This is a genomic window from Thioalkalivibrio sp. (assembly GCF_041690275.1).
GTDB lineage: Bacteria > Pseudomonadota > Gammaproteobacteria > Ectothiorhodospirales > Ectothiorhodospiraceae > Thioalkalivibrio.
In genome coordinates this window covers 22,250-43,222 of the sequence record NZ_JAWLHP010000018.1, presented here as the reverse complement: position 1 = coordinate 43,222, position 20,973 = coordinate 22,250, and the positions used below count along the sequence as shown (strand labels likewise).

19 protein-coding genes are annotated in these 20,973 nt (G+C 67.6%); 14 read left to right on the top strand and 5 right to left on the bottom strand.

The genetic code is table 11. The features are described from left to right. Nucleotides 1-209: 209 nt before the first annotated feature. The gene (locus tag ACESMN_RS05130) at nt 210-527 is read right to left on the bottom strand and encodes a hypothetical protein (RefSeq protein WP_373052519.1); all 318 of its coding nucleotides are present in this window, start codon (nt 525-527) and stop codon (nt 210-212) included. A 149-nt stretch (nt 528-676) separates the two neighbouring features. Here ACESMN_RS05130 and ACESMN_RS05125 point away from each other — a divergent pair, with 149 nt between their 5' ends. From ACESMN_RS05125 to ACESMN_RS05065, 13 genes are all read left to right on the top strand, one after another. Then, entirely contained in the window at nt 677-1,549 is an 873-nt protein-coding gene (locus ACESMN_RS05125) for a CbbQ/NirQ/NorQ/GpvN family protein (RefSeq protein ID WP_373052518.1), read from the top strand. Next, entirely contained in the window at nt 1,542-4,124 is a 2,583-nt protein-coding gene (locus tag ACESMN_RS05120; protein ID WP_373052517.1) for a VWA domain-containing protein, read from the top strand. The genes ACESMN_RS05125 and ACESMN_RS05120 overlap by 8 nt, the downstream gene beginning before the upstream one ends. A gap of 76 nt (nt 4,125-4,200) precedes the next feature. Continuing rightward, nucleotides 4,201-5,364, top strand: a complete 1,164-nt coding sequence (locus tag ACESMN_RS05115) for an aldo/keto reductase (RefSeq protein WP_373052516.1) — start codon at nt 4,201-4,203, stop codon at nt 5,362-5,364. Next, nucleotides 5,364-6,929 carry an endonuclease MutS2 gene (locus tag ACESMN_RS05110; RefSeq protein WP_373052515.1) on the top strand — a complete coding sequence of 522 codons (1,566 nt, stop codon included), beginning with the start codon at nt 5,364-5,366 and terminating at the stop codon, nt 6,927-6,929. The genes ACESMN_RS05115 and ACESMN_RS05110 overlap by 1 nt, the downstream gene beginning before the upstream one ends. 540 nt (nt 6,930-7,469) lie before the next feature. Beyond that, entirely contained in the window at nt 7,470-9,188 is a 1,719-nt protein-coding gene (locus ACESMN_RS05105) for an acetolactate synthase 3 large subunit (protein WP_373052514.1), read from the top strand. 14 nt (nt 9,189-9,202) lie between these two features. Then, nucleotides 9,203-9,697, top strand: coding sequence for an acetolactate synthase small subunit (ilvN, locus tag ACESMN_RS05100; protein WP_373052513.1), 495 nt, complete (start codon nt 9,203-9,205; stop codon nt 9,695-9,697). Between the two features lie 284 nt (nt 9,698-9,981). Continuing rightward, on the top strand, nt 9,982-10,998 hold the full coding sequence (ilvC, locus tag ACESMN_RS05095; RefSeq protein WP_373052512.1) for a ketol-acid reductoisomerase: 1,017 nt from the start codon (nt 9,982-9,984) through the stop codon (nt 10,996-10,998). A gap of 76 nt (nt 10,999-11,074) precedes the next feature. Further along, nucleotides 11,075-11,731, top strand: a complete 657-nt coding sequence (locus ACESMN_RS05090; protein WP_373052511.1) for a phosphatidylserine decarboxylase — start codon at nt 11,075-11,077, stop codon at nt 11,729-11,731. Next, nucleotides 11,728-12,489, top strand: a complete 762-nt coding sequence (gene pssA, locus ACESMN_RS05085) for a CDP-diacylglycerol--serine O-phosphatidyltransferase (RefSeq protein WP_373052510.1) — start codon at nt 11,728-11,730, stop codon at nt 12,487-12,489. Before ACESMN_RS05090 ends, pssA begins: the two co-directional genes overlap by 4 nt. A 158-nt stretch (nt 12,490-12,647) precedes the next feature. Continuing rightward, nucleotides 12,648-14,192 (top strand): 2-isopropylmalate synthase, encoded by a 1,545-nt coding sequence (locus ACESMN_RS05080; protein ID WP_373052509.1) that lies wholly within the window; start codon nt 12,648-12,650, stop codon nt 14,190-14,192. Between the two features lie 9 nt (nt 14,193-14,201). Beyond that, entirely contained in the window at nt 14,202-14,933 is a 732-nt protein-coding gene (locus ACESMN_RS05075) for a uracil-DNA glycosylase (RefSeq protein WP_373052508.1), read from the top strand. 75 nt (nt 14,934-15,008) lie between these two features. Next, nucleotides 15,009-15,470 carry a ribosomal protein S18-alanine N-acetyltransferase gene (rimI, locus tag ACESMN_RS05070; RefSeq protein WP_373052507.1) on the top strand — a complete coding sequence of 154 codons (462 nt, stop codon included), beginning with the start codon at nt 15,009-15,011 and terminating at the stop codon, nt 15,468-15,470. 181 nt (nt 15,471-15,651) lie between these two features. After that, entirely contained in the window at nt 15,652-16,449 is a 798-nt protein-coding gene (locus ACESMN_RS05065) for a tetratricopeptide repeat protein (protein ID WP_373052506.1), read from the top strand. A gap of 322 nt (nt 16,450-16,771) precedes the next feature. On the opposite strand, the gene ACESMN_RS05060 is transcribed toward ACESMN_RS05065, so the two are convergent. Beyond that, nucleotides 16,772-17,266 carry a carbohydrate-binding protein gene (locus ACESMN_RS05060; protein ID WP_373052505.1) on the bottom strand — a complete coding sequence of 165 codons (495 nt, stop codon included), beginning with the start codon at nt 17,264-17,266 and terminating at the stop codon, nt 16,772-16,774. A gap of 212 nt (nt 17,267-17,478) precedes the next feature. Continuing rightward, nucleotides 17,479-18,648, bottom strand: a complete 1,170-nt coding sequence (locus ACESMN_RS05055) for an EAL domain-containing protein (RefSeq protein WP_373052504.1) — start codon at nt 18,646-18,648, stop codon at nt 17,479-17,481. 447 nt (nt 18,649-19,095) lie between these two features. Here ACESMN_RS05055 and ACESMN_RS05050 point away from each other — a divergent pair, with 447 nt between their 5' ends. Next, nucleotides 19,096-19,260, top strand: coding sequence for a hypothetical protein (locus tag ACESMN_RS05050; RefSeq protein ID WP_373052503.1), 165 nt, complete (start codon nt 19,096-19,098; stop codon nt 19,258-19,260). 81 nt (nt 19,261-19,341) lie between these two features. Here ACESMN_RS05050 and ACESMN_RS05045 read toward each other — a convergent pair whose 3' ends face one another. Continuing rightward, nucleotides 19,342-20,532, bottom strand: a complete 1,191-nt coding sequence (locus tag ACESMN_RS05045) for a fasciclin domain-containing protein (protein ID WP_373052502.1) — start codon at nt 20,530-20,532, stop codon at nt 19,342-19,344. A 250-nt stretch (nt 20,533-20,782) separates the two neighbouring features. Next, complete coding sequence (locus ACESMN_RS05040; RefSeq protein ID WP_373052501.1) at nt 20,783-20,932, bottom strand: hypothetical protein; 150 nt, start codon at nt 20,930-20,932, stop codon at nt 20,783-20,785. Between the last annotated feature and the right edge of the window lie 41 nt (nt 20,933-20,973).

Below are 20,973 nucleotides of genomic sequence, written 5' to 3'. Positions count from 1 at the left end.
CGTGGGAGCGGCTTCCAGCCGCGATGCAGCGTTGCGTCGGCCCCGACGCTCGGCGCGCCTGCGGCGCGTTCGCGAGCGAGGCTCGCTCCTACCGGGGCGAGGGTGAAGCCCGGGGTTCAGGAGGCCAGCCCCTGGCCGATCTTTCCCGGCGCCGGATCGCGGCCAGAGGCCGCTCCCACCTGGCGCCTCCCCCGGCCCGTGCAGGCCGATCAGCCGACGGGCGCGTGTTCCAGCACGTCGATGCGGATCGTCTCCCGGAACTGTTCGCCCGCCCCTTCGACCGTCAGCACGCCGATCCGGGTACCGGGGGTGTCATAGCTGAACTTGCAGTCGAAATTTCCGGGTAGCCGGACGCTGCTCTCGCAGAGCACTTCGTCGTCCACCGTGAAACGGGCCTTGGCCTCGCCCGACCCGCCGAGCATTGCCTGAAGCCGGAATTCCTCGTTCACGGGGCGCCGGTAGAAGGCCGGATCGCGGTTGGCGTTGTACTGCAGGTTGTTCAGCTTGATCAGTTTCACGAGTTTCATGCCGGCTCCACAAGCGCACTCATTCCGAGTGAAATGGTAGGTATTAGCAAATCCTGAAATGATACAACATTTGCGCTGCGACCCAAGATCCGCGTGCCGGGAGTGTGGGCACCGGTAACCGGGCCATCCGCCCAGACCACGGAGTCCTGATGAAGAAGCTGCTGAATCGCCTGCGGGGCGTCGAACGCGATGTGCTGGAATCACCAACCGATGCGGACGCCCCGTTCTACGAGCCGCAGGCCGACGAGATCGAGATCTTTCGGGCCGCATGGAACCGCCGGCTTCCGGTGATGCTGAAGGGACCCACCGGCTGCGGCAAGACGCGGTTCCTCGAGCACATGGCGCACGTGCTCGGCAGGCCGCTGGTCACCGTGGCCTGCCACGAGGACCTCACCAGCTCCGACCTGGTCGGCCGTTTCCTGCTCGAGGGCGAGGAGACGGTCTGGCAGGACGGGCCGCTGACCCGATCCGTGAAGGAGGGTGCGATCTGCTATCTCGACGAGATCGTCGAGGCGCGTACCGATACCACCGTGGTGATCCACCCGCTGACCGATCATCGGCGCCAGCTTCCGCTGGACAAGCGCGCGCGGATCATCGATGCGCACGAGGACTTCATGCTGGTGATCTCCTACAACCCGGGCTATCAGACGGTGCTCAAGGACCTGAAGCCCTCGACCAAGCAGCGCTTCGTCGGCATCGACTTCGACTATCCGGCGGAGGACGTCGAGCGACGCATCGTCGCCCAGGAATCCGGGGGGCTGGATGCCGAGCGCGTCGAGCGGCTGGTCGCGGCGGGGCGCCGGGCGCGCGCGCTGAAGGACCACGGGCTCGAGGAGGCCACCTCCACCCGGGCGCTGGCCTATGCGGGCGAACTGATGCAGGCGGGGCTGGCGCCGCGAACCGCGTGCCGGGCGGCGATGATCGCGCCGATCACCGACGACCCGGAACTGGTCGAGGCGCTGGAAGAGATCATGGCCGCGCACTTCCCCGAGACCGAGTCACCGACCGCCGCTCATGGCTGAAGCCGACGATCTCGTTGCCGTCGAGGAGGTCCTGCAGCAGCTCGAGCGGATCAGCTTCGTCGCGCACCGTGACGCCCGGACCGCGCTGCCGGCCATCCGGCCCTTCGGCGCCGCGACCACGCGCGACTGGATCGAGACCGCCCGCGACCTGTTCCAGCACGATCGCGAGTCCGGCAAGAGCTTCATGCGCCACTCGGAGCGCCTCGCGGAACACACCGGTGCGGTCGAGCCCTGGACCGCCCAGTCCCGCGAATTCCTGCAGTGGGTGAATTCAAACTACGCGCTGGAGGGTTTCCTGGCCCAGGCCGACCGGGTCTGGTCGGCCTGGGGAGAAGCGGGGGAGCGGGAGTGGTTCGCGATCGGCCTGCGCTGGTGCGGCCGCAGCCTGGCCGACGCGCGCGCCTTCTTCGAGACCCCCTTCGACCGGCTCGACGGCGGCAAGGGCCCCGCCGGACTCAGGACACTGATCGAGCCCGCCGAGCGGCTGTACGACGAGCGGGGTCTCGCCCTCGACAGCTACCTCGCCGGGGCACCGATGGCCCGCAATCTGGTCGGCGATGCCGGACTGCTGAACTGGGCGCGTCGCGGCGCCGACCTGCTGGCCGCCGGCCGTGCGCGGGGCGAGGCCTACTTCCGCATGGAGAGCGAGGAGGGGATGAAGCTGCTGCTGGAGGCCCTGCCGGGGTACCGCGCCCGCACGCACGGGCGCTTCCTGCAACTGCTGCTGCGCGCATGGCTCGGGGCGGAAATCCCGCTCGCGGACGGCAACTGGAAGCCGGGCGAAGGGCGCCCGATGCTCGAGACCGACGGACGCCGGCTGTACCTGCCCGCGGTCTTCGGGGGACGCGACGAGGCGATCGTCGCGGTGGAGCACGGCGCCGCGCACCTTGCCTTCGACAGCTACGCGCGCGAGCACATCGAGGCGCTGTTCCGGCGCGCCGGAACCGAGCATCCGCCGCTCGACGACCAGAGCCGGATCACCTGGCGCCCGCTCTTCGCTCCCTTCGGCGAGCGCCTGTTCCGCTTTCAGATCCTCTTCGACCTGGCCGAGGACCTGCGCGTGAACCTGCGGATCGCCCGCCGGATTCCCGGTTTCCTGAACCGCCTGCTACGCGTCGCGGCCGCGCACCCGGTGCCCGATGGGCCGGCGGGCCGCTACTATCGCTTCGCGCTGGAGGCCCACCGGGCGGTGCTGGCCGCATCCCGCGACCGGGTCGCCGGCACGGCCGCTGCCGCGGATTCCCCGGAAAGCGAGGGCGGGCTGGATCTCCGGCTAAGGCGGATGCTGGAGCCGGACGCGACCGTCATCGACGCCTGGGAGGCGGCGGAGCGGCTGTTCGAGGACCCGGCCTTCCCGGAGATCGCTATCGACCAGCGCAAGGAGGCCTACCTCCCCGGGCTGTCGCTGAACGCCGCGCGGCCCGTGTATCCGCAGCGGCTTCGCGACGGCGACCTCAGCGACTTCCGCGACGTCGGGGACGCCTACGAGGAACACCGCTTCGTGCGCGAGAAGCAGGAAGAGGCCCCCGAGCAGACGCCCGAGGGCGCCCAGAAGGATCCCGACGCGGACATCCAGCTGCCGCGCGAGGAGACCTCGGGATCCGGCGGACGCATCGGCGTGGGCATTCCACAGCCGGCGCAGGTGGCGAAGCGCGGCGTGGCCTGGCAGCCCCGGACCGGTGGCATCGCGTATCCGGAATGGGACTACCGCGAACAGCGCATGATCAGCGACTGGGTGAACCTGAACGAGCGGGTGCTGGACGAGCAGGATGCAGGCGCGGCCGAGACGATCCTGGCCGAGCACGCGGCCACCCTGAAACGACTGACGCGCGGCCTGGAGATGCAGCGGCCGACACGCATGGCGCCGCTGCGCCGGCAACTCGACGGCGACGAACTCGACATGGAGTCGGTCACCGACTTCGTCGCCGACAAGCGTGCCGGGCTGTCACCAAAGGCCTTCATCTACCGCCGCCGCACGGTCCAGCACCGGGACACCGCGGTGCTGCTGCTGGCCGACATGTCGACCTCGATCATGGCCCGCCATCCGGGTGGGGAGGGCAAGATCGTCGAGCGGGTGCGCTCGGGCATGATGCTGTTCGCGGAGGCAATCGACCGGATCGGGGACCCCTTCGCGATATCGGGCTTCGCGTCCCGTCAGCGCGACCAGGTGCACTACTACTGGCTGAAGGACTTCAGGGAGCCGCTGGACGACACGGTGCGCGGACGCATCGCCGGCATCTCGGGACGGCTCGCCTCGCGCATGGGTGCCGCCATCCGGCACTCCAGCCGCGCGATGCGCCGGGTGGCCAGCCAGCACCGCCTGCTGCTGATCCTGTCCGACGGACGCCCCGCCGACTATGACGACGGTGGCGACCCCCGATACCTGCACGAGGACACACGCATGGCGATGAAGGAGGCCCTGGACGCCGGGGTGCATCCGTTCTGCATCACCCTGGACCCCAGCGGTCGGGATTACCTGCCGGCGATCTTCGGGCCCGGTCACTACACCATCATCGACCATGTCGACGAGCTGCCCCGCCGGCTGCCGGAGATCTACCTGCGGCTGCGCCGCTGACCCACCCTTCACGAGGGCGCATTTTTCCTGTGCACTGGGGTCGCGTAGGATGCGCCGATTCTGTTCGAGGACGCTTATGGAGCCGTCACCCAGTCTGATTCCGGGCTACGCGAACGCGAAGGCGACCCGCGCCTATGCCGAGGAACACATGGCCGCCGGTCATGCCGCCGACGGGCACTACAGCGAATACCTGCGGGTCAAGATGCGCCTGTCGAGCCTGGGTGTCGGGACCTTCGGCGGCGCGGCGACTCCGGAAGTGGACGCGCGCATCAGTGCCATCGTGGCCCGCGCCCTGAAGACGGGCATCAACGTCATCGACACCGGCGCACACTATCGCTATGGCCGATCGCTGGCCGCGGTCGGGGCCGGCGTGCGCGCGGCGCTGGCCGAGGGCGTGCCGCGCGAGGCGATGTTCCTGATCAGCAAGGGCGGGTTTCTCACCCTGCGGGGCGGTCCCCCGGAGGACATGAATGCCTGGTTCGAGCGGGAGATCGTGGCCCAGGGCCTCGGCGCGCGCGAGCACCTGGCGAAGGGCGCGCACCTGCTGACGCCGGAGTACATCAATTACCAGATCGAGCTGTCGCGCAGCCTGATGGGGGTCGAGACTCTGGATGCCTTCGTGGTCGATCAGCCGGAGGTGCACATCCCGGAGATCGGCAAGGAGATGACCAACCGCAAGCTCGAGCCGGTCTTCGCGCTGCTGGAGCGGGCGGTGCGCGAGAAACGCATCCGCGCCTACGGGATCAGTACGTTCGAGGGTCTCAGGGTCGAGACCGATGCGAAGATGTTTCAGTCGCTGACCTCGATGCAGGGCCTCGCCGAGCGGGCGGCGCAGGAGGTCACCGGGGACGATGTGGCGCGGCACCACTTCAAGCTGGCGATGCTGCCCTTCAATCAGGTGATGCTGGAGGGCTTCACCCGCTTCAACACGGCCACCGGCAAGGGCAACGTCGCCTCTGCGCTGCAGGCGGCGCACCAGCTCGAGGTCTTCATGATGGCCTCGCACACGCTGCTGAAGGGGCACCTCGGCAGGCAGTCGGTGGACGTGGTCGCGGAGCGGCTTGCAGACTACCCGAATGCCGCCCAGCGGGCGCTGCAGTTCAACCGCTCCACGCCGGGGCTCGGCACCTCGCTGGTCGGGATCAGCGACCCGGAACACCTCGATGACCTGCTGGCGGTGGCGGCGCGGCCGCCGCTGGAGCGCAAGGACTACCTCGGCATGTACCAGAAGGCGGAGTGATGGAAGCCGACCTGAAACCCCTGGAGTTCCCGGCCATCCAGCGGCTGCTGGAGCGCCTGGCCGCCACCCCCTACGGCGCGGACGCTGCGCGCGCGCTGGAACCCGCGCCGGATGTCACGGTGGCCCGCTCGCTGCAGGCCGCGGTGACCACCGCACGGCAGCGCCTCGAGGCGGGCATGCTGCCGGAGATCGGGGCACTCCCGGACGTGCGCCCGGCGCTGCGCCAGGCCTCGAACCCGGGGGCGGCGCTGTCCAGCCAGGCGCTGAACAACCTCCAGGTCATCATGCAGGAGACGGCGCGGCTGGCCGGGTCGCTGGCCGATGCGCCCGGCATCTACCCGGGAAGTCTCGATGACCTGCTGCCCCCGGAGGCACTGGTGGAGCGGCTTGGGGAGGCGCTGCATCCGGGCGGAACGCTGCGGGACGACGCCAGTCCCGCGCTGGCGGAGGCCTCCGCCGAGCGCGGGCGACTGCGCGCCGAGGTCGAGCAGGTGGTGCGCAAGCGCCTCGAATCCCTCGGTTCCGATGTCGCGTCGCGGCGGGTCCAGTGGCACCAGGAGCGGGCGGTGCTGGTGCTCAATGCCGAGCTGGCGGGATCGGTGAAGGGCGTGCGCCGGGGGTCGGCCCTTGGCGGTCGCGACCAGATCATCGAACCGATCGAGGCGGTCCCCCTGAACAATCGGCTGGACACCCTGAACGACCGTATCGGCAACGAGCAGCAGCGACTGCTGCGCGAATTGACCGACCGCGTGCGCGAACACGGCGAGGAGCTGCAGCGGATGCTGGGCGTGCTGACCTGGATCGACCTCGCCTTCGCCGCGGGGCGCATGTCGCAGCAGATGAATGCGCACGCCCCGGCACTGCTGGATGAGGCCCGCGTGCACCTGGTCGAGGGCTACCATCCGCTGCTCCTGCTCCAGTACGCGGAGGGCAGTGGTCCGCGGCCGGTGCCGCTGAGTCTCGAGCTCGAACCCGGTCGGCCGCTGCTCCTGATCACCGGTCCGAACACCGGTGGCAAGACCGTTGCGCTGAAGACCGTGGGGTTGCTGGTGACCATGGCCTGGTGCGGCCTGCACATCCCCGCCGAGGGCGACTGCAGCGTCGGCGCGTTCGACCGCGTGATGGTCGATGTCGGCGATCACCAGAGCCTGCTGCACCACCTGTCGACCTTTGCCGGGCATGTCGAGGTGCTCAAGCGCGTGCTTGAGCATGCGGGAGGCGAAAGCCTGATCCTGCTGGACGAGCTGGGTACCGGCACCGATCCGGACGAGGGCGCCGCCCTGGCGATGGCGGTCCTCGACGAACTCCGTTCACGCGGGGTCTTCGGCATCGTGAACACACACCTCGCGCCGTTGAAGGACTACGCCGGCCGCCATCCCGGCATCCTGAACGCATCGATGCAGTTCGACTCCGAGCGGCTCGTGCCCACCTATCGGCTGCTGCCGGGCGAGCCGGGGATCTCCTTCGGCCTGACCATCGCCGAGAAGAACGGTCTGCCGGCCGCGCTCGTGGCCCGTGCCCGCGAGCACCTGGCAGAGCTGCCCTCCGCCCGCGCCTCCCGATAGGAGGCCAGCCCCCTGGGCGACCTTCCCCGGCGCACTGAGCCCCGAGAGGGTCCGCCTCCCACGGGCGAAGGCCCGTAGGAGCGGCTTCCAGCCGCGATGCGGAGGTGGTCGTAGGAGCGGCTTCCAGCCGCGATACAAGCGGTTTGTGGGAGCGGCTTCCAGCCGCGATGCAAGGGGTTTGTGGGAGCGGCTTCCAGCCGCGATGCGACCTTGCATTGGCCCCATCGCCCTCGCGCACCTGCGGCGCGTTCGCGAGCAGGCTCGCTCCTACAGGGGGTCGGTGCAAACGCTGCAGGAGGCCAGTCCCTGGGCAACCCTCCCGGCGCCGGTTCCTGGGAGCGGCCTCTGGCGGCGATGGTGCCGAGGGCCGGCGCCCGATCGCGACCATGGGTCGCTCCTGCGGCGATCGTGCCGGGCAGCGCCTGGCAGGGGAAATCGTGAAACCGGTCGCATTTCATATTAGGATGTCATGTCATTTTGACCCTCGCTCCCCGTTAAGCGCAGCATCGCCTAACGTCACCATCAGGAACCGTCGCAGCCATGTCTGAGAATCCCGCCAAGCCAGCCGCGATCACCGGCGCCGAAATCTTTGTCCGCTCTCTGCAGGAGGAGGGCGTCGAGGTCGTATTCGGTTACCCTGGCGGGGCGGTACTTCACCTCTACGACGCGCTCTTCAGGCAGGAGAAGATCGCGCATATCCTGGTGCGTCACGAGCAGGGCGCGGTCCATGCGGCCGAAGGCTACGCCAAGTCCTCCGACCGCTGCGGCGTCGCGCTGGTCACCTCGGGACCGGGGGCGACCAATGCGGTCACCGGCATCGCCGATGCCTACATGGACTCCGTCCCGCTGGTCGTCTTCAGCGGCCAGGTGCCGACCCACCTGATCGGAAATGACGCCTTCCAGGAGGTGGACACGGTCGGGATCACGCGCCCCTGCGTGAAGCACAACTTCCTGGTGCGGGACGTGAACGACCTGGCCATCACCATCAGGAAGGCCTTTTACATTGCCACCTCGGGGCGCCCCGGACCGGTGGTCGTGGACATCCCGAAGGACATAACCGCGGAGACCGCGGTGTTCGAGTACCCGAAGCAGCTGAAGATGCGCTCCTACAACCCCACCACCCGGGGCCACAGTGGCCAGATCCGCAAGGCGCTGGACCTGATCCTGTCGGCGAAGAAGCCGATGCTGTACACCGGGGGCGGGGTGATCCTCGGGCGCGCCTCGGAGGCGCTGACCGAGTTCGCGCGCAAGCTGGGCTACCCCATCACCAATACCCTGATGGGCCTGGGCGCCTACCCGGCCTCGGATCGCCAGTTCGTCGGCATGCTCGGCATGCACGGGACCTACGAGGCGAATATGGGGATGCACCACGCCGACGTGTTGATCGCGATCGGCGTGCGCTTCGATGACCGGGTCACCGGCAACATCGAGAAGTTCTGTCCCTACGCGAAGATCGTCCACGTGGACGTGGATCCCGCGTCGATCTCGAAGAACGTGAAGGTGGATGTCCCGATCGTCGGGCAGGTGGAGCCGGTGCTGCGGGACATGATCCGCGAACTGGACAACATGAAGCGCGAGCCGGACCGGGAGGCACTGGAGGCCTGGTGGCGGCAGATCGAGGAATGGCGCGCAAAGGACTGCCTGAAGTACGACAAGTCGTCGCCGATCATCAAGCCGCAGTATGTGGTGCAGAAGCTGTGGGAACTCACCGGCGGGGACGCCTTCGTGACCTCGGATGTCGGCCAGCACCAGATGTGGGCGGCCCAGTTCTACGGCTTCGACAAGCCCAACCGCTGGATCAACTCCGGGGGCCTCGGCACGATGGGCGTGGGACTCCCCTTCGCAATGGGTGCGCAACTGGCCCACCCGGAGGCGACCGTGGCCTGCGTGACGGGCGAGGCCAGCATCCAGATGTGCATCCAGGAGCTGTCCACCTGCCTGCAATACCATCTGCCGATCAAGGTCGTGAACCTGAACAACCGCTACCTGGGCATGGTCCGGCAGTGGCAGGAATTCTTCTACCAGGGCCGTTACGCGATGTCCTACATGGATGCGCTCCCCGATTTCGTGAAGCTGGCCGAGAGTTACGGCCATGTCGGCATGCGCATCGAGCAGCCCGGGGACGTGGAAGGCGCGATCCGCGAGGCACTGGCGTTGAAGGACCGGCTGGTCTTCATGGACTTCCTCACCGATCAGTCCGAGAACGTGTACCCGATGATTCCGGCGGGCGCGGGCCAGAACGAAATGATCCTGCTGTAGGGAAAGGGAACAGCATGCGACACATCATCAGTCTTCTCCTGGAGAACGAGTCCGGCGCACTGTCGCGTGTGTCAGGGCTCTTCTCGGCCCGCGGCTACAACATCGAGTCGCTCACTGTCGCGCCCACGGACGACCCCAGCCTGTCGCGGATGACCATTGTCACCACCGGGTCGGAGCAGATCGTCGAGCAGATCACCAAGCAGCTGAACAAGCTGATCGACGTGGTGCGGCTGATCGACCTGACGCCGCACCGGCACATCGAGCGGGAAATGATGCTGGTGAAGGTGAAGGTGGCGGCGGCGTCCGATCGCGAGGAGGCCAAGCGCCTGACCGACATCTTCCGCGGCAACATCGTCGATGTGTCGCAGGAGACCTACGTGGTCGAACTGACCGGTCACGGCAGCAAGCTGGATTCCTTCCTCGAGGCCCTGCAGGGTTTTCCCGTAATGGAGGTCGTGCGCTCGGGTGTGATGGGCATCGCCCGCGGCGACGTGGCCCTCCACCTGTAGGGGCAGCCCCGGCGTCGTAGGAGCGGCTTCCAGCCGCGAATGGCCGATCAGGTGTTGGATCGCGGCTGGAAGCCGCTCCCACGAGCCAGATCAGGTGTTGGATCGCGGCTGGAAGCCGCTCCCACGGGCACTGGATCGCGGCTGGAAGCGGCTCCTACGGTTGGCTGGTCCTCGGCAGCCGTCCGGGAAATCCCTATACTATTGCGCTTCGAACGGGGACCTTACGAATTCCGCGGCCACCGCCACCGGCGGTCGCCTTCATTCTGGGCGAGAAGGAAACACGCATGAACCTCTATTACGACAAAGACGCCGACCTCTCCATCATCCAGGGCAAGAAGGTCGCGATCATCGGCTACGGCTCACAGGGTCACGCGCATGCGAACAACCTGAAGGACTCGGGCGTCGACGTCACGGTCGGCCTGCGCCCCGGCTCAGGGTCGCGCGCGAAGGCGGAGGGCTCCGGGCTGAAGGTGGCCGACGTGCCCGAGGCCGTGACCGGCGCGGACCTGGTGATGGTACTGACCCCGGACGAGTTCCAGGCCCGGCTGTACAGGTCCGAGATCGAGCCGAATCTGAAGCAGGGCGCGACGATGGCCTTTGCCCATGGTTTCGCGATCCACTACAACCAGATCGTGCCGCGTGCCGACCTCGACGTGATCATGATTGCACCCAAGGCCCCGGGTCACACCGTGCGCAACGAGTTCGTGAAGGGCGGCGGCATCCCCGACCTGATCGCGGTGTTCCAGGACGCCTCCGGGCATGCACGCGACACCGCGCTCTCCTACGCCTCGGCGATCGGCGGTGGCCGCACCGGTATCATCGAGACCAGCTTCCAGGATGAGACCGAGACCGACCTGTTCGGCGAGCAGGCGGTGCTCTGCGGCGGTGCGGTGGAATTGGTGAAGGCCGGGTTCGAAACCCTCGTCGAGGCCGGTTATGCGCCGGAGATGGCCTACTTCGAGTGTCTGCACGAACTGAAGCTGATCGTCGACCTGATGTACGAGGGCGGCATTGCCAACATGAACTACTCGATCTCGAACAACGCCGAGTACGGCGAGTATGTGACCGGCCCGAAGGTGATCAACGAGGAGTCGCGCTACGCGATGCGCGAGGCGCTGCACCGGATCCAGACCGGCGAGTACGCGAAGGCCTTCATCCAGGAGGGGGCCGCGAACTACCCGTCGATGACCGCCTATCGGCGGCTGAACGCGGCCCACCCGATCGAGCATGTTGGCGAGCGGCTGCGCTCGATGATGCCCTGGATCGCCGCGAACAAGCTCGTCGACAAGAGCCGCAACTGACCATACCGGGCCCGGGTTTCCCGGGCCCGCGCCGGTATCGCGCGGCTTCCGCTGCGGGTCCGGCCGGAGCGACCGCATGTTTCCCGTGGCCCCAGAAGGAAGACTCTTCGTGATCGGCACTGCGTGGCTTGCGGTGATCACCCTGCTGTTCGGATATACCGAGATGGGGTTCTTCCTGGTAACGCTCGCAATCGCCCTCCTGCTGCTGTTCCGCGATTTCGTGCGCCGTCTGCCGCCGACTGCGCTTGGCCTGGTGGCGCCGGCCGATGGCGTGGTGCAGTCCGTGGAGGAGGCCCGGGATCCGTTCTCCGGCAAACCCGCCCAGCGCATCGTGATCCACCAGCGGGCGCTGGGCGAATACAATCTGCATGCACCGCAGGAGGCGACCGTGACTCAGCGGTACTGGCCGGGGAAGGGGACGGACGAGGAAGCCGATCCGCAGCTCGCCGGCCACCTAGCGTTCGCCTTTGAAACCGACGAGGAACAGGCCTTCTCGCTGGCGCTCGACCTGCGCCGATGGCCGCGCTTCGTCCGGGTCGGAGCGATCACCGGGAATCGCTTCGGACGGGGTAAGCGGCTGGGCCTGGCGGGTTTCGGGCTCAATGTAAGCCTCTGGGTGCCGGACAGCACCCGTGTTTCCGCGCATCCCGGCCAGCGGGTGCTGGCTGGCAGTGACCTGCTCGGCTCCCTGACAAGCGCACGGGAAGACGGCCTGCAGGCGGCCAGGTCATGAGCGGTGACGTGCCGGAGCGGGAGAATCCGGGTCCGCGGCGCCGGGTGTTTCTTCTGCCCAACCTGTTCACCACCGGTGTGCTCTTCTCGGGCTTCTTCGCGGTCGTCTCGGCAATCAACGGCAATTTCATCACCGCCGCGATCGCGGTCTTCGTTGCGATGGTGCTCGACGGACTGGATGGACGCGTGGCACGCCTGACCAATACCCAGAGCGAGTTCGGCGCCCAGTACGATTCCCTGTCCGACCTCGTCGCCTTCGGGCTCGCGCCGGCGCTGATCGCCTATCTGTGGCAGTTGCACGAACTCGGCAACCTCGGCTGGGTGGCGGCCTTCTTCTACGCAACCGCCGCGGCGCTGCGGCTGGCCCGCTTCAATGCGCGTCTGGCCGCGGCGGACAAGCGTTTCTTCCAGGGGCTGCCGAGTCCCGCGAGCGCGGCCCTGGTGGTGGGCACGGTCTGGGTGATGGAGGACCTGTCCGCCTTCACCGATACACCCCTGGTGCTGATGATCATCGCGCTGGCGATCACGGTGACCGCCGGCGCGTTGATGGTCAGCAATCTCACCTATTCCAGCTTCAAGGACATGGACTTCCGCCACCGTGTGCCCTTCTTCGCGATGCTCGCGGTGGTGGGGATGCTGATGCTCGCGGCCCTCGATCCGCCCAAGGTCCTGCTCGCCGGCTTTGTGCTCTACGCCCTCTCCGGACCCCTGCTGACCCTCGAGCGCTGGCGTCGCCACCGGTCCCGCAAGAGCTCCTGATACATTCCGGTGGGTTTCCCGCGCTTGAGGATGGATGAAGCGCAGCGCACCCGCCGTGCGGACCGCCTGTTTGCCCTGCACGTTATTGGTGCCGATGGGTTCCGCGTTAATATCGCGGAGTGCATCGCCCCTTCCGCAGCCAACCGAATGCCGAGACCATGAGCAAAGACGCACTGATCATCTTCGATACCACCCTGCGCGACGGCGAGCAGAGTCCCGGGGCCTCCATGACCCGCGAGGAGAAGCTGCGCATCGCGCATCTGCTGGAAAAACTCCGCGTGGACGTGATCGAGGCCGGCTTTCCGGCTGCCAGCATCGGAGACTTCGAGGCGGTACGCGCGGTGGCGCGCGCGGTGAAGGAAAGCCGCGTCTGCGGCCTCACCCGCGCACGGACACAGGACATCGACCGGGCCGCCGAGGCGCTGAAGGACGCGGTGGCCCCGCGCATCCACACCTTCATCGCGACCAGCCCGATCCACATGCAGCACAAGCTGCGCATGACCCCGGACCAGGTCGTCGAGAACGCGGTGACGGCGGTCCGGCACGCCCGTAAATACAGTGATGACGTCGAATTCTCGGCAGAGGATGCCGGCCGCTCCGAGATCGACTTTCTGTGCCGGGTGATCGAGGCGGCGATCGATGCCGGCGCCGGCACGATCAACATCCCGGATACGGTCGGCTACGCGATCCCGGAGGCCTTCGGGCACACGATCGCGACCCTGCGGGAGCGTATCCCGAATTCGGACCGCGCGGTGTTTTCGGTGCACTGCCACAACGACCTTGGCCTGGCCGTGGCCAATTCCCTGGCGGCGGTGCAGAACGGGGCGCGGCAGGTGGAGTGCACCATCAACGCCCTCGGCGAGCGAGCCGGCAACGCGTCGCTGGAGGAGATCGTGATGGCGGTGCGCACGCGTCAGGACATCTTCCCCGTGGAGACGCGCATCGACACCACACAGATCGTGCCCTGCTCCCGCCTGGTATCGAACGTCACCGGTTTTCCGGTGCAGCCGAACAAGGCCATCGTCGGCGCGAATGCCTTCGCCCACGAGTCCGGTATCCACCAGGACGGCGTGCTCAAGCACCGCGACACCTACGAGATCATGCGCGCCGAGGATGTGGGCTGGAGCGCCAACCGCATGATTCTCGGCAAGCACTCCGGGCGTAACGCGCTGCGTGCACGCCTGCGCGAACTCGGGGTCGAATTCGAGAGTGCGGAACAGCTCGACGAGGTCTTCGCGCGGTTCAAGGAGCTCGCGGACAAGAAGCACGAGATCTTCGACGAGGATCTGCAGGCCCTGGTCTCGGAGCTCGCGCCGGAGGCCTCCGACCGCTATCGCCTAAAGAGCCTGCGCGTGTGCTCGGAGACCGGCACCACGCCCCGCGCCGAGGTGCGGCTGGAGGCCGACGATCGTATTCTCAGCGGGGCCGCCGAGGGCGGCGGGCCGGTCGATGCCGCCTTCCAGGCGGTGGAGTCCATCGTGCAGAGCCGGACGGACCTGCTGCTCTACTCGGTGAACAACATCACCTCGGGGACCGACGCCCAGGGCGAGGTGACCGTCCGCCTGTCGCGCGGCGGTCGTATCGTGAACGGGCAGGGGGCGGACACCGACATCGTGATCGCCTCGGTCAAGGCCTACCTGAACGCGCTGAACCGGCTCATGGTGCCGCTGGAGCGGGCCCACCCGCAGCATGACGGCGTCTGAGGCCCCCCTGTGCCGCTGAGTACCCGCAAGCGCGAGGTGCTGCACCAGATCGGAATCCCGGTCTGGGTGCCGCGGCAGTCGGCGCTCGCGCAGCAACCGCCCATCGAGGACGCGATGGACGTCCCGGCAGCATTGCGGCAGGAACCGGCTGCCGGCGTGGCGGTTGCCCAGAGTCCGGTCGCAAACCTGGACTGGGCAGGTCTCGGGGCACGAGTCGCCTCCTGCACCGCATGTGCCGAACTCGCGCAGCGCCGCACGCAGACGGTCTTCGGGGTCGGGGACCCGAAGGCCAGCTGGCTCTTCATCGGCGAGGCCCCCGGCTCCGAGGAAGACCGCCGCGGCGAGCCCTTCGTGGGCCGTGCCGGCCGCCTGCTGGACAACATGCTCGCGGCCCTGGGCCTGCGGCGCGGAGAAGACGTCTACATCGCCAACGTTTTGAAATGCCGGCCGCCGGGAAACCGTGATCCCCTGCCGGCCGAGGCCGCTGCGTGCCGGGCGTTTCTGGACCGACAGATCGATCTGATCGAGCCCCGCGTCATCGTCGCGCTCGGCCGGGTCGCCGCACAGTCCCTGCTTCGCAGCGATGCGCCCCTGGGCCGACTCCGTGGGCGGGAGCACGGCTTCCGGGGCGTGCCGCTGGTGGTCACCTACCACCCGGCCTACCTGTTGCGTTCGCCGGCAGACAAGGCGAGGGCCTGGAGTGATCTGCTGTTCGCCCGTGCTCGGGCGCTCAGCGGCTGAGGCCAGCAGCGCGATGGAGAAACGGGTCGCATCGCAGGAGGGGGTATCCACAGGCGGTCGGAAGGCCATCGCGACATGAGTGCGTGCCTCGAACCCGAACCCACGCTGCGCCGCATGCGGCGGGACGATATCGAAGGCGTGATGCAGGTGGAACGCGGCGCCTATTCGTTTCCCTGGACCGCGGGCATCTTCCGCGACTGCATGCGGGTCGGCTATGGCTGCTGGGTATTGGAATGCGACCGGCACCTGGTGGGCCACTCGGTCATTTCCATTGCCGCCGGCGAGGCGCACCTGCTGAACCTCACCATTGACGCGGATCACCAGCGCCAGGGACTGGGACGCTTCCTGCTCCGGGGCATGGTCGCAAAGGCGCGCGACGAGGGGGTGGAGACCCTCTTCCTCGAGGCACGGCCCTCGAACCTCGCGGCGCTCGCCCTCTATCGTTCCGAGGGCTTCGCCCGGGTCGGCACCCGCCCCCGGTATTACCCCGGGGAGGACGAGCGCGAGGACGCCTGGGTCTTTTCCATCCGGCCCTGAAGATAAAGTTCTATATCACCCCCTTGAGGGGATAGGGTAGGAAGCGGCGCCGTCACTCCGGTCAGCCGGGCCCCCACCCTTCAGGCCCGCCTTTGCGGTCGAGGGCGGGGGGTACTATGATCTGTTGGGTCATCAACGCGTTGACGCTCTGACCTCGATCATCTTTGAAGAGGATGCCGGCATGACCAGGAATCTCCCCGTACTTTCCCCCGTGTTCGTGCTGCTTGCGTGCATGTTCGCCGTGCCCGCCATTGCCCAGGCGCCTTCGGGTGCTGAGCGGCAGCAGGAACTGCTTCGAATCTGGTACGAGATCCGGGAAGGGATCGCCGAAAGTGGGGACGTCGACGCCAAATACGACGTCGGCGTGGCCAATTTCATCGCACGCGGCACCCAGCAGGACAAGGACAGCGCTGCCACCTGGTTCCAGCGTGCGGCCGATCGGGGCCACGCAGGCGCCCACTATTACCTGGGATATATATATGCTGCCGGGGATGGCCGCGAGGCGGATCCAGTGAAGAGCCAGGAACATTACCTGCGTGCGGCGGAGCTCGGGCATGCCGATGCCCAGTATTTGATCGGCATCCGCTACGCGAACGGGGAGGGCCTGCGCCGCGACAGCGCGGAGGCCGCCAAGTGGATGTCCCGCGCCGCCGACAAGGGCGTCGCCGGCGCCCAGTACTACATGGGACAGCTTCGCGAGATGGGGCAGCCGGGGGAGGTGCGGCCGGATACGGCGGCCGCGGTGCGCCTGTACCGGGAGGCCGCCAACCAGGGTCACGTCCCGGCGCAGAACCGGCTCGGGGAGCTGTATCTTGGCGGTCGCGGGGGCATCAGGCGGGATCTGGAGGAGGCCTTCCTGTGGTTCAGCCTGGCTGAGAACCAGGATCGCGTCGACGAAATCAGCAGGCGCATGAGCCGCGGTCAGCTGGCGGCGGCAAATGATCGGCTTGAGGCGCACCTGGCCGAATTAAGCCCCTGAAGAGCCCCCCGGCGTGCTTGCGGCGCGTTTGCCTGCAAGGCACGCTCCTGCACGCCCGTGCCGCCCCCTGTAGGAGCGAGCCTGCTCGCGAACGCGCCGCAGGCGCGCCGAATGCCAAGAACCAACCCGACGCCCATTCGCGTGCGCGGCACGCTCCTGCACGCCCGTGCCGCCCCCTGTAGGAGCGAGCCTGCTCGCGAACGCGCCGCAGGCGCGCCGAACGCCGGAAAGAACCAACCCGACGCCCATTCGCGTGCAAGGCACGCTCCTACAGGGGGCGGGGCGAACGCCGTAGGAGACCCGCCCCCTGTCGCGTCGCCGGTCAGCCCGCCTCCGGTTCTCCGGGCTCGATGCGCAGCTGCGCGAGCGAGGCGCGGGCGGGCCCGCCGCCGATATCGGGGATGATAACCAGCTCAAGGACCGTCACATCCGGTATTCCCAGGTGGATGTCCTCGGTCTCGCGGCAGGCCCCCCCGGGACTGAAGTTCCACTGCTGGCGCACGGCCTCGCGAAAGCTGTGCCCGCCGTCCGGCGACCAGCGCAGCACGAACTGCTGGGTGCGTTCCAGCTCCGTCTCCTCGAAATGAAGCCGGACGCGCCGGATGCTCTGGGGCTCCGGAAACAGGAGGCGGATCGTCTGTTCCCCGGGACCGCCGGCCACCCAGCCCTCGGGAGCACCCGGGACCAGGGCGCGTTCGATCGGATGTTCGGTGTCTTCCGAGGTGATCTCCACCTCGGCCACCTGTTCGAGGTCCAGCCAGGGGCCGTCCCTTTCGTTGGCGTCCTGCCGGTCTGGCTCCAGGATTCGCTTGCGCATGTTCTCGCCCCTCCGGGATTGCTCGAACGGCCGGGGTCGGGATCCAACCCCGTGTCCGGCAGCGTGTGTTCGCGACCGCCACCGACGGCACGCTCCGCCCCGTCCACTCTACCCGGCATTTGTCCGGGTGTCCCGCAGGAAGCGTTTCGGTGGAGCCGGTGCGGCACTCCACGAGCCCTTGCCAGCGCCGGGGACAAGCGGCACTGCACCGGTCATTGCGGCGTGTGCAGCTCCTCGAACAACAGTCTCATCTCCAGGCGCTGAAGCGTACTGTGGAGCGCGTTCGACTCTTCGCTGAGATTCGTCATCAACTGTCGGATCCTGTCCCGCGATGCCTGCCGGCGCGTGGCGTCGAGCATCTCCGCACAGAGGTCGTGCATGCGCCGGTGCGGCCGGTCCAGGCGGTCGAAATCGGGGTCTCCGCTCAGGACCTGCCCGAGGCCGTGGTACCAGTCGCCGAGCGCGCACTCCTCGTGGTTCATGTGCAAATGGCGGGGAATGGAGCCCGGGGCATCCGGGTCTTCGAGATAGGCGAAGAGCATGTCCACCAGCAACTTGTATTGCCAGGCATGGGTCAACTGCGCCATGCGCAGCATTCCGATCGGTGAGCAGGGCCAGACCGGGTCACGCCGGCGAAAATCCAGGTAGTCCGGCAGGGGCAGCGCGGGGCTGATCCAGTAGCCCTGTGCCTCGGAGCAGCCATAGTGCAGCAGCATCCGGTAGGCCTGCTCGCTCTCCACGCCCTCCATCACGCTGCGGATCCCCAGCAGCTGCGCCATGGCGATGCTGGTGCGCACCATGGTCGCGGTCTTCGTGGAGGCGAGCATCCGCATCACGAATGACTGGTCCAGCTTCAGGACCGAGAACGGCAGTCGGCTCAGGGTCTCCAGCGAGGAGAACCCGGTGCCGTAGTCGTCCATTGCCAGGCTCACGCCCGCATCCATCAGCTCGGTCAGGCGCTGGACGATGACCTCCTGCCGAGAGACCGCTGTGCCCTCGGTGATCTCTATCTCGAGGTGCGGCCCGCGGATGCGGTTGCTTTCGATCGCCTCGCGCACCAGGTGGATGAGGCCGGGGTCGTCCAGCTCATTGGCCGAGATGTTGAACGCGAGCCTGTCCTCGCCCTGATCTGCATGGATGCGGGACAGGTCGTCGAGCAGGCGGGGAAACATGTGTCGCGTCACGTCCGCGACCATGCCGCGGGCCTCGGCCACCGGAATGAAGTCACCCGGAGGCACGAGGGCACCGTCGGGAAGCCGCCACCGGATCAGCGCCTCCGCGCCTTCCACCCGGCCGGTCAGAAAGGAGACCTTCGGCTGGTAGTGAAAGCTGAACTCGCCGCGCTGCATCGCGCGTCGCAGGTCTTCGGCAGTGAGATCCATGACGCCTCCTTGCAGCATCGTAGCCCAGATTGCGCGAGAACGAACGGGAGCAGGTCCTGCCTTTCGCACCTTCAGGCAGCCTTGCAGGTGGATCCCTACCGCCGCACACTCCGTGCCTGCCACACTCTCTCCCCGGGCGCTGTATTCTTCTCGCCATCGGGGTCCATGGATGAATCCTGACTCCTTGAAACGATCTCAGGGGCCTGCGGCGGCTTGGCCACCGTTGCCGACCGCATGCGGATGCAAGATGACAATGCCACACGACCACCAGACCACGAGAGAAGGGATCGCAGAGGCGAACAACCACCGATCGGGCACGGGCGAAGCTCCGTGGGCGGGTCTGTTCCGAGACACCTGGACCGATGCCCCGTCGGCCGGGCATTGGGCATCGCGGTCAGTCCTGAAGTCGGGGCGTGGGGATCCGCGTCGCCGGCGGATCGGTTTCCCGTGAAGCGATCAGGTCTGCTCCCGAGAGGCGAGGCCCTGCGCCGCGCAATCCGCTGGCTGTCCGAGGAGGGCCGCCATGATCACGCTGCGATCACGGAGGCCGCGCGGCGCTTCGACCTGTCTCCGGTCGACGAGGCCTTCCTGCGCCAGCACTTTCGGGAATAAATCTCACGAACTCTGCAAAAAGGCCACTGCCGGGGGCGCCGGCAGTGGCCTTCCTGGGTCACGATGCGGCGAGATGCGCGTTCAGGGCATCAGCACCGTGTCGATCACGTGGATCACGCCGTTGCTGGCCTCCAGGTCGACGGTGGCGATCTCGGCCCCGTTGATCCGTGGCTCGTCGTCTTCCATCGACACCTCCAGGGTCGTCCCGGCGAGGGTCTCCAGGGTCCCGGCTTCGAGGACCTCCTCGGCGGTCAGGCTTCCCGCAACGATGTGGTGCTGCAGCAGGCGCTGGAGATCCTCCAGGTTCTCGGGCTCCAGCAGTTCCTCGATCGTGCCCTCCGGCAGTTGCTCAAAGGCGGCGTCGGTGGGCGCGAAGATCGTGAACGGTCCCTCCACGGACAACGCATCCTTCAGACCGGCGGCCTCGGCTGCCGCAAGCAGGGTCTCGAACTCGCCCGAGCGCTGCGCGACGGTGGCGATGCAGGCGAAGCCCTCGGGGAACATCACCTGGTCCACCACGTGAATGACCCCATTGTCGGCACCAATGTCGGTCTGCACGACGCGCACCCCTCCGACGCGGACCTCGTCACCCTCCGCTTCGACGGTCAGGGGGGTGCCCGCGAGGCTCTCCAGCTCTCCGGCGTCGACGACGCCGGCGGCATCGATGCGGCCGGCCACCACGTGATGCTGCAGCAGGGAGGTCAGGGTTTCCTGATTTTCCGGCTGCATCAGGTTGTTCACCGCCGCCTCCGGAAGCTCCGCAAAGGCGGCATCAACCGGTGCGAAGACGGTGAACGGCCCGTTGCTGGCAAGCGCGTCGGCCAGGCCGCCGGCCTTCGCCGCGGCCAGCAGGGTGTCGAAGTCGCCCGCAGCCTGCGCAACCGCCACGATGGAGTTGTCATCTGCCCTAGCTTCTTCGGGCTTGCCATCTTTGCCGCCACCGTGTCCCTTGCGGGTGGCGCCGGCCTTGCCGTGGCCGTAGGCGGGCATGCCATGGTGCATCGGCCCGTAGGGACCCATGCCTCTCATCCCGCGGTGCGGCGGACCATAGAACCGCGGGGGTGGCAGCGGGCGGTAGTGACGCGGGTGCACCCGTGGACCATGCCGGTAGTGATGCCCGTGGCCGTAACCTGCCTTGCTTCCGTGGTGCTGCATGTCCTGCGCCGTGTGCTGACGGTCGGCGCTGCCGTGCATGCCTTGGTAGGCGAATGCAGGCGACGCGACGAGCGCGAACAGACTCGCCGCGAGGGCCATCCGGTACGACTGTTTCATTGGGGATACTCCGTGTCGGTTGGTTGGAACGAGATCCTCGGAATTGCCGCTGGTTGCGGCAATGGTCTTGGGAACCGGACATCGGCGGAGAGGTTCCCTGCCCGCTGGCTGAACAGGGTTTTATGAGTCGAGGGAGTTCGTGCATGCCACCGGGAGCGAGACCTGTCGCCATCCGGTCAGTCGGGCGCATGAGCGCTTGCCGGGGGAGGGGGATTTGTCATCGGCAGCGTGGCGCGGAGCGCGACGACCATCAGCGTGAACCCGGGTCCGGGTTCCCGGGACCCTTCACCGCGATCAGTTCCTGGATCTCGCCCTCGAAGCGAAACAAGCCGTGCGTTGTCCGCGACCAGGCGAGATCCTCCCAGGGCCGCCGGATCACGGGATCTCGCGTGCTGGCCACGTGCGGATTCTTCAGGCGGCGTCAGGTCCGGGCCTGGTCGG

Coding starts and splice junctions, on each gene's coding strand:
- ACESMN_RS05130 (WP_373052519.1), bottom strand. CDS start 527: ATGAAACTCGTGAAACTGATCAAGCTGAACAACCTGCAGTACAACGCC.
- ACESMN_RS05045 (WP_373052502.1), bottom strand. CDS start 20,532: ATGAAACAGTCGTACCGGATGGCCCTCGCGGCGAGTCTGTTCGCGCTC.
- ACESMN_RS05055 (WP_373052504.1), bottom strand. CDS start 18,648: ATGGATCTCACTGCCGAAGACCTGCGACGCGCGATGCAGCGCGGCGAG.
- ACESMN_RS05060 (WP_373052505.1), bottom strand. CDS start 17,266: ATGCGCAAGCGAATCCTGGAGCCAGACCGGCAGGACGCCAACGAAAGG.
- ACESMN_RS05105 (WP_373052514.1), top strand. CDS start 7,470: ATGTCTGAGAATCCCGCCAAGCCAGCCGCGATCACCGGCGCCGAAATC.
- ACESMN_RS05110 (WP_373052515.1), top strand. CDS start 5,364: ATGGAAGCCGACCTGAAACCCCTGGAGTTCCCGGCCATCCAGCGGCTG.
- rimI (WP_373052507.1), top strand. CDS start 15,009: ATGAGTGCGTGCCTCGAACCCGAACCCACGCTGCGCCGCATGCGGCGG.
- ilvN (WP_373052513.1), top strand. CDS start 9,203: ATGCGACACATCATCAGTCTTCTCCTGGAGAACGAGTCCGGCGCACTG.
- pssA (WP_373052510.1), top strand. CDS start 11,728: ATGAGCGGTGACGTGCCGGAGCGGGAGAATCCGGGTCCGCGGCGCCGG.
- ACESMN_RS05115 (WP_373052516.1), top strand. CDS start 4,201: ATGGAGCCGTCACCCAGTCTGATTCCGGGCTACGCGAACGCGAAGGCG.
- ACESMN_RS05080 (WP_373052509.1), top strand. CDS start 12,648: ATGAGCAAAGACGCACTGATCATCTTCGATACCACCCTGCGCGACGGC.
- ilvC (WP_373052512.1), top strand. CDS start 9,982: ATGAACCTCTATTACGACAAAGACGCCGACCTCTCCATCATCCAGGGC.
- ACESMN_RS05125 (WP_373052518.1), top strand. CDS start 677: ATGAAGAAGCTGCTGAATCGCCTGCGGGGCGTCGAACGCGATGTGCTG.
- ACESMN_RS05065 (WP_373052506.1), top strand. CDS start 15,652: ATGACCAGGAATCTCCCCGTACTTTCCCCCGTGTTCGTGCTGCTTGCG.
- ACESMN_RS05120 (WP_373052517.1), top strand. CDS start 1,542: ATGGCTGAAGCCGACGATCTCGTTGCCGTCGAGGAGGTCCTGCAGCAG.
- ACESMN_RS05090 (WP_373052511.1), top strand. CDS start 11,075: ATGTTTCCCGTGGCCCCAGAAGGAAGACTCTTCGTGATCGGCACTGCG.